The sequence below is a fragment of the Kitasatospora sp. NPDC058170 genome, from assembly GCF_042883905.1.
Taxonomy (GTDB): Bacteria; Actinomycetota; Actinomycetes; order Streptomycetales; family Streptomycetaceae; genus Kitasatospora.
In genome coordinates, this window is sequence record NZ_JBHVUV010000014.1 from 199,756 (window position 1) to 213,914 (window position 14,159).

Here is a 14,159-nt window from a genome sequence, read left to right on the forward strand (position 1 = left end):
GAATCACCGCAGGCCGCGGGCTGTTGGCTCCTCAGCCGGGGTGGATTCCCCCGGTCCGGTCTGACCTGAAACCGATGGCGGCCACCCGACGGAATGGTTAGCATCCCTAAATATGCCTGAGACTCACGGATCTACGGTGGAGCTGTCCCCGAGCGGCGCGCGAACCGGCACCCGGGCCGGCGCGCGGGGTGGTGCGAACACGTCGACCGCGGCCCCCGGTCCCGGTGGCCCCGGCAGCCCCGGTGCTGCCGATGGCGCCGGCGGTTCGGGCTGGCTCCGGCGGCTGATCGGCTACTGCTGGCGGTCCCGGCGGAGCGTGCTGCTGGCGTTCGGCGCCTCGCTCGTCGGCATGGCCGTGACCTCGCTGGTGCCGCTGGTCACCAAGTTGATCATCGACGACGTCATCACCGCGCACACCCGCTCGCTCGCGCCCTGGGCCGTGGCCCTGCTGGTGGCGGCCGCGCTGGTGTTCGCCTGTACCCAGGTGCGCCGCTACTACGGCGGGCGGCTCGCCCTCGACGTCCAGCACGACATGCGCAGCGACCTGTTCCGCTCGCTCGGCCGACTGGACGGCCACCGGCAGGACCGGCTGGACACCGGCCAGGTGATCGGCCGCGCCACCTCCGACCTGCAGCTGATCAACGGGCTGCTCTCGATGCTGCCGATGATGACCGGCTACCTGCTGATGTTCGTCATGTCGCTGGCCGTGATGGTCTGGCTGTCGCCGCCGCTCACGCTGGTCGCCCTGGTGATGGGCCCGGCGCTCTGGTGGCTCTCCACGCTCAGCCGCAAGCGGCTGTTCCCGTCGACCTGGGCCGCCCAGCAGGAGGCGGCCGCCGTCGCCGGCGCCGTCGACGAGGCGATCGGCGGCGTGCGGGTGGTCAAGGGCTTCGGCCAGGAGGCCCAGGAACAGGACAAGCTGGCGGCCGCCTCGCAGAACCTGTTCGCCGCCCGACTGCGCTCGATCCGGCTCAACAGCCGCTACAACCCGGCGATGCAGGCGATCCCGGCGCTCGCCCAGGTCGCGGTGCTCGCGTTCGGCGGCTGGCTGGCGGTCGACGGCCGGGTCTCGCTCGGCACGTTCGTCGCCTTCTCCACCTACGTGGCCCAGATGACCGGCCCGGTCCGGATGCTGACCATGGTCATCACCGTCGGCCAGCAGGCCAGGGCGGGCGTCGAGCGGGTGCTCCAACTGATCGACGAGCGTCCGCTGGTCCAGGACCGTCCGGACGCGGTCACCCTCGACCTCACCGCCGGGCCCCCGGCGGACGGGGCCGCAGACCCGGGCCGCACCGTCGGCCCCCGCACGCCCGACCTGGCGCTGGAGTTCGACCAGGTCGAGTTCCGCTACGACCCCGAGCACCCCGCGCCCGTCCTGCACGGGCTCAGCCTGAAGCTGGCCCCGGGCGAGACCCTGGCGCTGGTCGGCGCGTCCGGCTCCGGCAAGTCGACCGTGGCGCAGCTGGTGCCCCGGTTCTACGACCCGGCGGCCGGCGCCGTCCGGCTGTACGGGCACGACCTGCGCGACCTCACCCTCGACTCGGTCCGGGCGGCCGTCGGCATCGTCCCCGAGGAGAGCTTCCTGTTCTCCGAGACGGTCCGCACCAACATCGCGTACGGGCGGCCGGACGCCACCGACGAGCAGATCGTGGCAGCCGCCCGGGCCGCCCAGGCGGACGAGTTCGTCCGCGAGCTGCCGAACGGCTACGAGACCAAGGTCGGCGAGCAGGGCCTCACCCTCTCCGGCGGCCAGCGCCAGCGCATCGCCCTGGCCCGGGCGATCCTCACCGACCCGCGCCTCCTGCTGCTGGACGACGCCACCTCGGCGGTCGACCCGCAGATCGAGGCGGAGATCCACGACGCCCTGCGCTCGGTCATGGCCGGCCGGACCACGCTGCTGATCGCCCACCGCCGCTCCACCCTGCAGCTCGCCGACCGGATCGCCGTGCTGGACCACGGCCGACTGGTGGACATCGGCACGCACGAGGAACTCGACGCCCGATGTCCGCAGTACCGGGCCCTGATCTCCGATCCCGAGGCCGGTCGCACCGGTCCGTCGGGCGCGGCCGCACCGGCCGCCCCCGAAACGATCCCCGCAGCCCCCACCCCCGCCGGACCCCCCACCCTCGCCGGACCCCCCGCCCCCGCCGGACCAGCCGAAGCCGGATCCCCCAGACCCCTGGCCTCCGAGCGCCACGCCACCCCGGCCGGCGCCACCCCGGCCAGCGCCACCGCGGACGAAGCCACCCCGGTCGGCGCAACCCCTGACGAGACCGCCCCGGACGGGACCGCCCCGGACCAGGCCGCGCACAGCGCCCCCGCCATGCCCACCCGGGCGCTGGCCAAGGCGGCCCGCACCGCCGCCCCCGACCTCCTGGCCCAGGTCGCCGCGCTCCCGCCGGCCACCGACACCCCCGAGATCCCCCGGGACCGTGCCGAGGCGGGAGACCCGGACTTCAGCCTCCGCCGCCTGCTGCGCCCCTTCCGCCGCCCGCTCGTCCTCGCCCTGCTGCTGGTCGCCCTGGACGCGGGCGCCGCACTCGTCCTGCCGATCCTGATCCGGCACGGCATCGACCAGGGCGTCAGCAAGTCCCTGATGGCGGGCGTCACCACCGCGGCGCTCGCCGCCCTGGTGGTCGTCCTGCTGGACTGGCTGGTCCAGAGCGCCGAGAACCGGGTCAGCGGCCGCACCGGCGAGCGGGTGCTCTACACCCTCCGCCTCAAGATCTTCGCTCACCTCAACCGGCTCGGCCTGGACTACTACGAGCGCGAGCTGTCCGGCCGGATCATGACCCGGATGACCACCGACCTGGACTCGCTGACCTCCTTCCTGCAGACCGGCGTGGTCACGGCCGTGGTCAGCCTGCTCACCTTCTTCGGCATCTTCGCGGCGCTGCTGATCATCGACCCGGGCCTGGCCCTGGTGGTCTTCGCCGTGCTGCCGCTGCTGGTCGCGGCCACGCTGGTCTTCCGCAAGAAGTCCAAGGCCCAGTACGAGATCTCCCGGGACCTGATCAGCACGGTCAACGCCGACCTCCAGGAGAACGTCGCGGGCATGCGGATCGTCCAGGCGTTCCGCCGCCTGGACACCAACACCGACCGCTTCGTCGCCCGGGGCGTCGCCTACCGCGACGCCAGGGTCCGGGCGCAGCTGTACATCTCGCTGTACTTCCCGTTCGTGCAGTTCCTGTCCAGCGTCGCGGCGGCGCTGGTGCTGATCGCCGGCGCCGCGCGGGTCGAGGCGGGCACGCTCACGGTCGGCGCGCTGGTCGCGTACCTGCTGTACATCGACCTGTTCTTCGCCCCGGTGAACCAGCTGTCGCAGGTCTTCGACGGCTACCAGCAGGCGGCGGTGGGCCTGGGCCGGATCCGCGAGCTGCTGCGCACGCCGACCACCACCGCCCAGGCGCAGGCCCCGGTGCCGGTGCCGGGCGGGCTGCGCGGGGAGATCGACTTCGAGGACGTCGGCTTCGCCTACAACGGCGGCGCGGACGGCGCCCCGGAGGTGCTCGCCGGCGTCAACCTGCACGTACCCGCCGGTCAGACGGTGGCGCTGGTCGGCGAGACGGGGGCGGGCAAGTCGACCCTGGTCAAGCTGGTCGCCCGGTTCTACGACGCGACGTCCGGGTCGGTGCGGGTCGACGGGGTCGACCTCACCCGCTACGACCTGGCGCAGTACCGCCACCGGCTCGGCGTCGTGCCGCAGGAGGCGTACCTGTTCGCGGGCACCGTGCGCGAGGCGATCGCGTACGGCCGGCCGTCGGCCACCCCGGCCGAGGTGGAGGCGGCGGCCCGGGTGGTCGGTGCGCACGAGATGATCGTCCGCTTGTCGGGAGGATACGAGCACGAGGTCACCGGGCGCGGGCGGAACCTCTCGGCGGGCCAGCGCCAGCTGATCGCGCTGGCCCGGGCCGAGCTGGTCGACCCGGACATCCTGCTCCTGGACGAGGCCACCGCGGCGCTCGACCTGGCCACCGAGGCGGCGGTCAACCACGCCGCGGACCGGCTCAGCGGCGGCCGCACCACCCTGGTCATCGCGCACCGCCTCACCACTGCCCAACGTGCCGACCGGATCGTCGTCCTGGACCACGGCAAGCTGGTCGAGGACGGCACGCACACCGAGCTGCTCGCCCAGGGCGGGGTCTACGCGCGGCTCTGGCAGGCGTTCATCGCCGACGGCCACCCGGCACCCGAGCCCGAGCGCATCGCGGGGTAGACCGGACAGCGGGCCGTCAGGGCAGCCGGACAGCCCGGACAGCGGGCAGTCAGGCAGCCCGGGTCGACGGTCAGGGGAGTTCAGGTGGCGATCAGCGAGGACAGCAGCCCGGACGCGTCGACCCCGCGCGGCAGATCGCTCACCTGTCCGTCCCCGACCTCGACCACCCGCCAGCCCGAGCCGTCGGCCCGTTCCGCGAGGTCGGTGGTGACGAAGCGGCAGCCGAGCGTCCGGACCAGCGGGCGGACTTCGGTGAGGTCCGGCTCGGCCGGGTGGTCGGGCGTGTCCGGGTGCGGACCGACCAGCACGGGCTCACCGTCCAGCCACCAGACCCGGGCCTCCACCGTCCGCCGGTCCCGGGCCGCCGGGCCGCCACTGGTGGAACCTCCGGCCGCGGACCGTCCGGCCGTGGATCCCCCGACCACGGTCTGCGCGAACTCCTCGTACCGGCGCAGCACCACACCGCCCGCCAGGAACTCGCCCTGCAGCTCGACGAACCGATCCACCACCCGGCCGACGGCCGCCAGGTCCGCCAACTCGGGCACGTAGCAGGCCTCGTGCCAGGCGTCCTTGCGGGACTTCACGTAGTCCTTGACGACGGCCGGGCCGCGGCCGCCGAGCCGGGCGACGGCTGCTGCCAGCTCCCCGTGGCCGGGCGCCGCCGCCCCGCCAGCCGCCGCGCCCGCCTCCGAGGCTGCCCCGCCCGCGGCAGCCGGTACCGGAATCCAGACGCTCGACGGCGTGGCACCCTCGAACACTCCGTACCACCCGGGCAGTTCGTGTGCCGACGCATAACCGGCCGGGCTGGTCAGCAGGGTGGCGCCGCGTCCGGCCAGGGCCCGGGCGAACGCCGCGTAGCCGGCGGAGGGGAGCATCCAGCCCCGGTACCAGAGCGGGCCGCAGTCCGACGGCACCCGCCGCACCGCCTCCTCGGCGCTCCCCGCCAGCAGCGCGTCATGGTCGACGAGGTGGTACTCGCCGCCCAACTCCCTGAGCAGCCGGGCCTCCCAGGTGTAGTGCGGATCGGGGCGGCGCGGGTTGAGCGGGTCGGCCGGGAAGAGGATCGCGGGTACGGGCATGGGCGTCAGGGTACGGCCAACGCCGGTTCCCGGTCCGGCCAACGCGGCCCGGCACCGGGCCAATTCGGTCGACGGTCCGGTGCGGTGCTGCCAGAGTGTCCCGATGCGAAACCCACTGCGCGGTGCGAAGCGGACCCTGAGCCGGAAGCGAACCCCGAGACAGGCGGCCAGGACGGTGGTGCTGGACGGGAACGGCTCGGTCTTCCTGCTCCGGTCGGACAACATCGAGGTCGGCGTGCACTGGACGATGCCGGGCGGCGGCCTGGAGGCCGGTGAGACGCCGTGGGACGGCGCGCGCCGCGAGCTCTGGGAGGAGACCGGCTGGACCGACCTCGAACCCGGACCGCTCCTCTGCACCTGGGAGCACGACTTCACCTGGCACGGCATCCCCGTCCGCCAGCACGAGCACATCTACCTGGCCGACGGTCCGCACCGGGGCCCGGTCGGCGACGTCAGCGAGATGCACGCCACCGACGGCATCCTCGACTGGCGCTGGTGGACCCCCGCCGACCTGGCGGACCCACGGGCCGATCCGCTCTGGCCGCCCCGGCTCCCGGAGCTCCTGGCCGGGGTGCGGGCGGGCCGGCTCGCCGGCGAGCGCGAGGTGGTGCCCGTCGACCTCGGCTACGTCCCGAACGCCCCGCGACCGTAACCGCCCCGCCGCCGGGCCCCCGGCCTCGCTGCCGCCGGGTGGCGCGGCCGGGTCAGGCGGGTCGCCCGCCGCGTCGGCCCGGCCGCCCCGCCGGGCCGACGCGCCAGCCGTGCAGCTCCAGCTCCCGGTCGTGCAGGGCGCCGGGGTTGATCAGGACCGACAGCTGCGTCTCGGCGAGCTGGTCGAAACGGAGGCCGGTGGCGTCCAGCAGCAGCTCGGTGGGCACCGAGACGGCGATGGCGGCCCGCCAGGCGGGCAGTACCACCAGGCTGGTGCCGCGGCCGATCCGGACCGGCTCGGCCGACACCCGGACGGGGCGGCGCTCCTCCGGTCGACCGGTGGCCTCGGGGAGGTTCGGGGTGCCGCCGATCAGGATGCCCAGCGGTGTCTCGACCGGCGGCCCGACCGCGGTGGGTGAGGCCGGCCTGGCTTCGGCCGTTGCGGGCGGCCCGCTCGGCGGAGCACCTGCACCGGCCCCCGTCCGACCCGACTCGGCTGCGGTGGCCGATGTCAGGGCGGCCGCGGTCTCCGGGTGCATCCGGCGCAGCCGCCGTGACGGCGAGGGGCGCTTGGACAGACCGGTGCGCAGCTCCTCCGAGGCGGCCCGCAGGACGGGGACGGCCTCCTCTTCGGTGGACTCCGCGGCCGGTCGGAGCCGGGTGAACCCCTCCGCACCGCCGACCGGGGCGCGGCCTTCGGCCAGCAGGGCGTTGACCTCGGCCACCGGTCGGCGGCAGGCGGCGGCGAGCTCGTCGACCGAGCGACCCTGGGCGTGCGCGGTCCGCAGCCGTCCGGCCAGTCCGGCCCGCAGCCTGGCGGCCGTCCGCCCGCCGTCGCCCGGACCGTCGCTGTCGCCCGGACCGTCGTCGACACCGCCGCCGGCACCGCGACCGTCGCCGACGCCGCCCTCGGTGCCGGTCGCCGCCCGAGGGCGCGGCACGGAGTCATCGCGTCCTGAGCCCGCGGAACGCCCCGGGCCTTCAGCCCGCCCCGCGCCCGCAGCGGGACCCGAACCGGCAGCACGCTCCGAGCCCGCCGCGCGCACCGCGCCGGACGGTCCCGGCTCGGCGGCCGCCGCCGCGATCGAGCAGAGCGGGGCAGCGGCACCGGCCGAGGACCGGCCCCCACCGGGATGCGCGGAGAAGCCGGTCGCGGTGGAAGTCGCGGTGGCACCGGACCCGGAAGGGCCGGGTGAGGACGAATCGGGTGCGGTCTGGTCGAGCGTGGTCATCGGCACGAGCCCTTCGGGGTACGGTCCCGATGATCCTCCCGCACCCCGCGACGAGCTCCAAGCGCCCGCCGCACGGTTGTGGGCGACGCCACCGGGCCACCACCACACGCCAGGCCCCCGACCAGGCCCCCCGACCTGGCCCCGCCCCTGCCTCGCCCCGTCCCGGACCGGTCGGTTCAGGCGCCGGGCGCGACGAAGCCCTTCAGGTCGGCCAGCACCGCGTTCGCCGCCATGACACCGAGTCCGAGGAACCACGTCTCGTCCGAAACCGGCCGCGCCTGACCGGACTTGACCCCGCCGAGGGTCTTCCACAGCGCCCCGCCGAGCACCGCGTCCTGGTTGGTGGAGCTCGGAGAGCCGTACACGCCGTAGAAGATCCAGTCGGCGTCGGCCTTGTCGATCTGCTCGGCGCTGATCTCGACGGCGAGCTCCTTGACCTGCTCGATCTTCGGCTGCGGCAGCGGCACATCGGTGAGGATGGTGCCGATGAAGGACAGCTCCGCGTAGAGCCGGGTCTTGCCCGGCATGAAGCGCAGCGGGGTGATGGTGGGCCGCTTGTCGCCGAGGCCGGCGCCGATCGCGGCGGCCGCGCCCTGGTACGCGTCGAGCTGCGCCCGGGCCTCCGCCTCCAGGCCGAACGGGCTCGCGTTGAGCTGGAAGTTCTGCTTCCAGGGGTAGCCGGGGCGCATCGCGAAGACGGTCGGCGCGATCTTGGAGAGCTGGGCGTACTGGTCCTGCGCGCGCAGCTGGCTGCCGAGGATCAGATCGGGCTTGAGCGCGGCGATGGCCTCCAGGTTGAGGCTGTTGATGGTGCCGACGTTGGCCGGGCTGCCGGCCTTGTCCCTGAGGTAGGACGGCATGCTCTTGGAGCCGTCGGTGTAGACGACGCCGACCGGCTGGATGCCGAGCGAGACGACGTTGTCGAGCTCGCCGGTGTCCAGCACCACGACCCGGACGGGCTTGGCCGGGATGACCGTCTCGCCCATGGCGTGCCGGACGGTGCGCGGGTAGACGCCCGGGGCGGCGTCCGTGCCGAAGCCCTTCATCTTCTCGATCACGGCGGCGTAGTCGTCGCCGCCCTGCTTGACCGACTTCTGGTTCGGCGAGGAGCCGGACGAGGCCTGCGCGGTGCCGCCCGCCGACCCGCCCGGGCTGTCCGATCCGGCCGACCCGCCCGAGCTGCCGCAGGCGGTGAGCAGCCCGCCGAGGCCGAGGACGACGCCGCCGCCCAGGCCCGCGGTGAGGAGGCTGCGCCGGGAGGTGCGGTGGACGGTCTGGCTGCCGGGGGTGGGGGACACGCGGCACTCCTTCGGGGTCGAAGTTAGGTGAGGCAAACCTATCTGAACGTCCCGCGGGGTTGATCCCACCCCCTTCCCGGCCACGATGAAAACGTCTCAAAACATGACATAGGGAGCAAATCAATTAGGTAACGACCCTTTGAAATAAAGGTACACGCCCTGGAGGTCCATGCATCCACCACCCTTGAGTGGGCTGTGGGGCTTGAATCGAAGAGAGTGGTTCAGATCACCAAGAGTTGGCCTACTCAACCTTCGGTACCCCCGCCTAGGGTGCGCTGGTGTTTGATCAGCAGCTCTCAGAGCACGGAAGCAGCGGACGGGCAATGGCGCCCGGCGCTCCGGCGGGTGCCCCGGACAGTGGCATCAGTGGTGGCGTCCCCGATCCGGGGACCACGGGGGCAGCGGGGGACACGGCGGGGGACAAGGGCCTACGGGGCAACTCGGTCGGCCTTCTGGGCAGCGTGGTCCTGGGCGTCTCCACGGTCGCCCCGGTCTACTGCCTGACGGCCACACTCGGGCCGACGGTCACCGCCGTCGGCGTGCAGATGCCGGCGGTCTTCCTGGCCGGCTTCCTGCCGATGCTGCTGGTCGCCTTCGCGTACAAGGAGCTCAACAAGGACTTCCCGGACTGCGGCACGTCCTTCACCTGGACGGTCAAGGCCTTCGGCCCCCGGCTCGGCTGGATGGCGGGCTGGGGCCTCACGGTCGCCACCATCATCGTGCTCTCCAACCTGGCCGGGGTGGCGACGGACTTCCTCTACCTGATGCTCGGGGAGATGACCGGCAGCAGTTGGGTGGCGGAGCTGGACCAGAACAAGGCCGTCCACCTGCTCACCGTGGTCCTGCTGATCGCCGGCGCCACCGCGATGAGCTACCGGGGAATGACCGCGACCAAGTGGTTCCAGTACAGCCTGGTCGGCCTCCAGCTGGCCGTGCTGCTGCTGTTCTCGGCCATCGCCATCGGCAAGGCCGCCTCCGGGGACCTGCCGGACTCGATCGGCTTCTCGGCCTCCTGGCTCGACCCGCTCCAGGTCAGCTCGTTCAGCGCCTTCACGGCCGGCCTCTCCCTGTCGATCTTCATGTACTGGGGCTGGGACACCTGCCTCACCATGAACGAGGAGACCCAGGGCAGCGCCAAGACCCCGGGCCGGGCCGCGATGATCTCGATGGTCACCCTGGTCGGGTCGTACCTGCTGGTCGCGATCGCCTCCCAGATGTTCGCGGGCGTCGGCAGCACCGGCAACGGTCTCGGCAACCCGGAGACCGCCGACAACGTCTTCGCCACGCTGGCCCGGCCGGTGCTCGGCTCGCCGTGGAGCATCCTGCTGTTCCTGGCCGTCGTCGCCAGCGCCGCCGCGAGCCTGCAGACCACCTTCATCCCGGTGGCCCGCACCCTGCTCGCGATGAGCGCCTACCGCGCCGTCCCGCCGCGCTTCGGCAGCGTCCACCCGCGCTTCCGCACCCCCGGCTACGCGACCGTCGCGGCCGGCGTCGCCACCGCCGCGTTCTACGTCGGCATGAGCCTGATCAGCGAGGACGTCGTCCAGGACACCATCCTGGCCCTCGGACTGATGATCTGCTTCTACTACGCGCTGACCGCCTTCGCCTGCGTCTGGTACTTCCGCCGCTCTCTCCGCGGCAGCCTGCGGGACCTGGTGCTCAGGGGGGTCGCCCCGCTCCTCGGCGGCCTGCTGCTCAGCGCCGTCTTCCTGCAGACCCTCACCGACGCCTGGGACCCGGAGTACGGCAGCGGCGCCGTCCTCGGCATCGGCTCGGTGTTCGTGATCGGGGTCGGCATCCTGCTCCTCGGGGCCGTCCTGATGACCTGGTACGGCATCCAGCGCCCGGAGTTCTTCCGCGGCGAGACGCTGCGCAAGGACACCCCCGCGCTGGTGGTGGAGGACTGACACCGTCGGGGGATCGGCGCTATCCTCCATGGCATGAAGCGCTTCGCAGGTCTCAACTGGTGGCCGTCCTAGGACGGCCACCAGTCACGCCTGACCAGGGCCGTCCGGATGGACGGCCCTGTTGCGTTCTCCGCGGGACGGGCCCCACCCGGACGGTCGACCATGATCGCCGCACCGAGGAGAGCCCGATGACCGCCACCGCCACCGCCACCCAGGCCCACGGCGCCCCTGCCCCCGCCGCCCCGACCGGCACCGCCCCAGCCTCCACCGCCCCTGCCGCCGCTCCCGGCACCGCGGCCCTCGACGAGGCCGTCCGACGCGACCCGGCCGGCCACCGCGTCCTCACCGGGGACCGCCCCACCGGCCCGCTCCACCTGGGCCACTACTTCGGCACCCTGCAGAACCGGGTCCGCCTCCAGGGCCTCGGCGCCGAGATGTTCGTCGTGATCGCCGACTACCAGGTGATCACCGACCGCGACATCGCCCACCGCCTCGCCGAGCACACCGAGAACCTCGCTCTCGACTACCTCGCCACCGGCCTCGACCCCGAGCGCGCCACGATCTTCCCGCACAGCGCGGTCCCCGCCCTCAACCAGTTGCTGCTGCCCTTCCTCAGCCTGGTCAGCGTCGCCGAACTCGGCCGCAACCCCACCGTCAAGGACGAGATCGCCCACTCCGACCAGGCCGCCGTGAACGGGCTGATGTTCACCTACCCCGTCCACCAGGCCGCCGACATCCTCTTCTGCAAGGCCAACCTCGTCCCCGTCGGCCAGGACCAGCTGCCGCACCTCGAAGTCGCCCGCACCGTCGCCCGCCGCTTCAACGAGCGCTACCCGCGCCCCGACGGCGCCCGCGTCTTCCCCCAGCCCGAGGCCCTGCTCTCCGCCGCCCCGCTGCTGCTCGGCACCGACGGCACGAAGATGAGCAAGAGCCGCGGCAACGCCGTCCCGCTCTCCGCCGACGAGGACACCACCGCCCGACTGATCCGCGGCGCCAGGACCGACACCGATCGGCGGATCAGCTACGACCCGGCCGGACGGCCGGAGGTCTCCAGCCTCGTCCTGCTCGCCGCGCTCTGCCAGGGCCGCCCGCCCGAGCGGATCGCCGAGGAGATCGGTGACGGCGGCGCCGCCGCACTGAAGCGCACCGTGACCGAGTCCGTCAACGAGCACCTCCGCCCGATCCGCGCCCGTCGCGCCGAACTCGCCGCCGACCGCGGCTACATCCGACAGGTGCTGCGCGCGGGCGCCGAGCGGGCCAACGCCGTCGCAGACGCCACGCTCACCGAGGTCCGGGACGTGATGGGATCACTCTGAAGGCCGCGGGGCATACCTCCTACGGGAGGCACCACCGGCCCTGAGCGAACCTCACCCCACCCTGGAAGGAACCCGGTCATGGACCAGCACCCGCCCGCACCCGGCCGAGGGCTGACCCGCCCGCCGCACCTCCGCCCCGGGGACCACGTCGCCGTGGTCGCCCCCAGCAGCCCGATCGATCCCGAGCGGCTCACCGCCGGGTCCGCGATCCTGCGCTCCTGGGGGCTGAGGGTGACCGTCGCCCCGCACGTCCTCGACACGCATCCCGTCCTCGGCCACCTGGCCGGCACCGACGCCGACCGGGCCGCCGACATCCAGGCCGCCTGGCTCGACCCGGACGTCGACGCCGTCATCTGCGCCCGGGGCGGCTACGGCGTGCACCGCCTCGTCGACCTGCTCGACTGGGACGCCATGCGCGCCGTCCCGCCCAAGGTGCTGATCGGCTTCAGCGACGTCTCCTCCCTGCACGAGGCCTTCGCCCAGCGGCTCGGCGTCGTCACCCTCTACGGGCCGATGAGTGCGGGCGCCTCCTTCATCACCGACGGCCCGACCGCCGAACACCTGCGCCGCACCCTGTTCGACCCCTCGGCCACGACCGTGCTCACCTCACCCACCGCCACCGCCCTCGTCCCCGGACGGGCCCGCGGCATCACGGCCGGAGGCTGCAGCCATGTCCTCGCGGCCGAGCGCGGCACGCCCGCCGCCCGCCCCTCCTTCGCCGGCAGCATCCTGGTCCTGGAGGACGTCAACGAGCACCCCTACCAACTCGACCGGATCCTCACCCAGCTGCTGCGCTCCGGCGCCCTCGACGGCGTCGCCGGTATCGCCCTCGGCTCCTGGGAGGGCTGCGGCCGCGCGGACCGGGTCCGGGACGTCATGCTCGACCGCCTCGGCCCGCTCGGCATACCCGTCGTCTGGGAGCTGGGCTTCGGCCACTGCCCGTCCACCCTCACCGTCCCGCTCGGTGTTCCCGCCCTGCTCGACGCCGACGCCGGCACCCTCACGCTGGAGGTCCCCGCCCTCAGTGCCCGCTGAGGCCTGGCAAGGCCTGGCAAGGCCCGCCGTGCGGCGAGGGCCGATGAGTAGGGTGCGGCCATGAACGAGGACACCCTCACCTCCCTCGCCCTCGGCCTGCTCCGCGGCCCGGGAAGCAACTCCCGCACGATCCTCGGACTTGCCGGCCCGCCCGGCGCCGGCAAGTCCACCCTCGCCCGGCACCTGGTCGCCGAGGTCCAGCGCGTCGAGGGCCCCGGCAGCGCCGCCTACCTCCCGCTCGACGGCTTCCACCTCTCCGCCGCCCAGCTCGACCGCCTCGGCCTGGTCCACCGCAAGGGCGCCCCCGAGACCTTCGACGCCCACGGCTATGTCGCCCTGCTGCGCCGGGTCACCGCCGACCGCTTCCGGGACATCTACGTCCCCGACTTTGACCGCGACCTCGACGAACCGGTTGCCGCCCGCCACGTGATTCCACCGCAGGCCCGTCTCGTCATCACCGAGGGCAACTACCTCGCCTCCGCCGAATCCCCCTGGTCCGAGGCCCGCCGACTGCTCCGCGAACTCTGGTACGTCGATGCCGAGGACGCCGTCCGGGAGGAGCGGCTGCTCAGCCGCCACCGGGCGGGAGGCCGGGACGAGGCCACCGCCTGGCACTGGGTGACGACCAACGACCACCCCAACGGCGAGTACGTGAAGGAGAGCCGCTCGCTCTGCACCCGGATCGTCCGGGCGGAGGGTTTGCCTGTGGCCCGGGATGGGCGTAGTGTTCTCTAGTCGCTCGGCTGGGAGCACCGGACACGCATTGGCGCGGACGGTCCCGGGGCGGCCAATCCACTGAAACACCACTTCCCGGTTCGGGCTGGGTCGCGTCCTGTCCTTTTGGCTTCGCGGCTCGGGTTGAATTCGACGTGCGCGTTTATATGGATTGTGGCCGGATTCGCTTTTCGAAGCGGGGCTCGGCTAAAGTGGGAAACGTCGGACAGGCCGTCAGGTCGGTTCGGTGAAAGCCTCCCGAGGCCGGGGAGCGCGGAAAGGCACTGCAGAGCGATCTGGTAGAGTCGGAAGCGCCGAAAGGCCGAAGGACAGCGAGTCAGGGAAGCGAAACTCCGGAAAACGGAGCGGAAAACATCTGGTAAGCTGGAAACACGAAAGAACGAAGCGCCCGGAGGGCCTGCTGGAAGGCAGACCGAAGGAAGTGTCCGTTCCTTGAGAACTCAACAGCGTGCCAAAAGTCAACGCCAGATATGTTGACATCCCCGGCCTCAGATCATCTGGGGTTGGAGATTCCTTTTGAAGTAAAACACTAGCGAGGACGCAGTGCGCGGGATCACCCTATTCCGGTGGTTGCCGTGCCGCTCGACGCGGGTGCGGCTCGATTACGAGCAGACATTCACGGAGAGTTTGATCCTGGCTCAGGACGAACGCTGGCGGCGTGCTTAACACATGCAAGTCGAACGGTGAAGC

9 protein-coding genes and 1 rRNA gene are annotated in these 14,159 nt (G+C 72.7%); 7 read left to right on the plus strand and 3 right to left on the minus strand.

Annotation, left to right across the window (positions count from 1 at the left end):
- Positions 1-112: 112 nt before the first annotated feature.
- Complete coding sequence (locus tag ACFVVX_RS18105; protein ID WP_387946541.1) at positions 113-4,216, plus strand: ABC transporter ATP-binding protein; 4,104 nt, start codon at positions 113-115, stop codon at positions 4,214-4,216.
- Between the two features lie 80 nt (positions 4,217-4,296).
- Here the strand turns inward: ACFVVX_RS18105 and ACFVVX_RS18110 are convergent, their stop codons facing one another.
- Positions 4,297-5,295 (minus strand): ATP-grasp domain-containing protein, encoded by a 999-nt coding sequence (locus ACFVVX_RS18110; protein WP_387946543.1) that lies wholly within the window; start codon positions 5,293-5,295, stop codon positions 4,297-4,299.
- 103 nt (positions 5,296-5,398) lie between these two features.
- Between ACFVVX_RS18110 and ACFVVX_RS18115 the strand changes: the two genes are divergently transcribed.
- Complete coding sequence (locus ACFVVX_RS18115; protein WP_387946545.1) at positions 5,399-5,947, plus strand: NUDIX hydrolase; 549 nt, start codon at positions 5,399-5,401, stop codon at positions 5,945-5,947.
- A 52-nt stretch (positions 5,948-5,999) separates the two neighbouring features.
- Here the strand turns inward: ACFVVX_RS18115 and ACFVVX_RS18120 are convergent, their stop codons facing one another.
- The gene (locus ACFVVX_RS18120) at positions 6,000-6,887 is read right to left on the minus strand and encodes a hypothetical protein (protein WP_387946547.1); all 888 of its coding nucleotides are present in this window, start codon (positions 6,885-6,887) and stop codon (positions 6,000-6,002) included.
- A 467-nt stretch (positions 6,888-7,354) separates the two neighbouring features.
- Positions 7,355-8,476 (minus strand): ABC transporter substrate-binding protein, encoded by a 1,122-nt coding sequence (locus tag ACFVVX_RS18125; protein WP_387946549.1) that lies wholly within the window; start codon positions 8,474-8,476, stop codon positions 7,355-7,357.
- A 323-nt stretch (positions 8,477-8,799) separates the two neighbouring features.
- On the opposite strand from ACFVVX_RS18125, the gene ACFVVX_RS18130 reads away from it, so the two are divergent.
- The 5 genes from ACFVVX_RS18130 to ACFVVX_RS18150 form a co-directional block, all read left to right on the plus strand.
- Positions 8,800-10,383 carry an APC family permease gene (locus tag ACFVVX_RS18130; protein WP_387946550.1) on the plus strand — a complete coding sequence of 528 codons (1,584 nt, stop codon included), beginning with the start codon at positions 8,800-8,802 and terminating at the stop codon, positions 10,381-10,383.
- A 188-nt stretch (positions 10,384-10,571) separates the two neighbouring features.
- Positions 10,572-11,699 (plus strand): tryptophan--tRNA ligase, encoded by a 1,128-nt coding sequence (gene trpS / locus ACFVVX_RS18135; RefSeq protein WP_387946552.1) that lies wholly within the window; start codon positions 10,572-10,574, stop codon positions 11,697-11,699.
- Positions 11,700-11,777: 78 nt separating this feature from the next.
- Positions 11,778-12,734, plus strand: a complete 957-nt coding sequence (locus ACFVVX_RS18140; protein ID WP_387946554.1) for an LD-carboxypeptidase — start codon at positions 11,778-11,780, stop codon at positions 12,732-12,734.
- A gap of 60 nt (positions 12,735-12,794) precedes the next feature.
- Positions 12,795-13,469, plus strand: coding sequence for a nucleoside/nucleotide kinase family protein (locus tag ACFVVX_RS18145; RefSeq protein ID WP_387946556.1), 675 nt, complete (start codon positions 12,795-12,797; stop codon positions 13,467-13,469).
- A gap of 615 nt (positions 13,470-14,084) precedes the next feature.
- Positions 14,085-14,159: ribosomal RNA gene (locus ACFVVX_RS18150) — 16S ribosomal RNA — on the plus strand; the annotation flags it as partial.

Bases quoted from the DNA above. Each gene is read 5' to 3' on its own strand.
- ACFVVX_RS18105 (WP_387946541.1), top strand. From the start codon at position 113: ATGCCTGAGACTCACGGATCTACGGTGGAGCTGTCCCCGAGCGGCGCG.
- ACFVVX_RS18110 (WP_387946543.1), bottom strand. From the start codon at position 5,295: ATGCCCGTACCCGCGATCCTCTTCCCGGCCGACCCGCTCAACCCGCGC.
- ACFVVX_RS18115 (WP_387946545.1), top strand. From the start codon at position 5,399: ATGCGAAACCCACTGCGCGGTGCGAAGCGGACCCTGAGCCGGAAGCGA.
- ACFVVX_RS18130 (WP_387946550.1), top strand. From the start codon at position 8,800: ATGGCGCCCGGCGCTCCGGCGGGTGCCCCGGACAGTGGCATCAGTGGT.
- trpS (WP_387946552.1), top strand. From the start codon at position 10,572: ATGACCGCCACCGCCACCGCCACCCAGGCCCACGGCGCCCCTGCCCCC.
- ACFVVX_RS18140 (WP_387946554.1), top strand. From the start codon at position 11,778: ATGGACCAGCACCCGCCCGCACCCGGCCGAGGGCTGACCCGCCCGCCG.
- ACFVVX_RS18145 (WP_387946556.1), top strand. From the start codon at position 12,795: ATGAACGAGGACACCCTCACCTCCCTCGCCCTCGGCCTGCTCCGCGGC.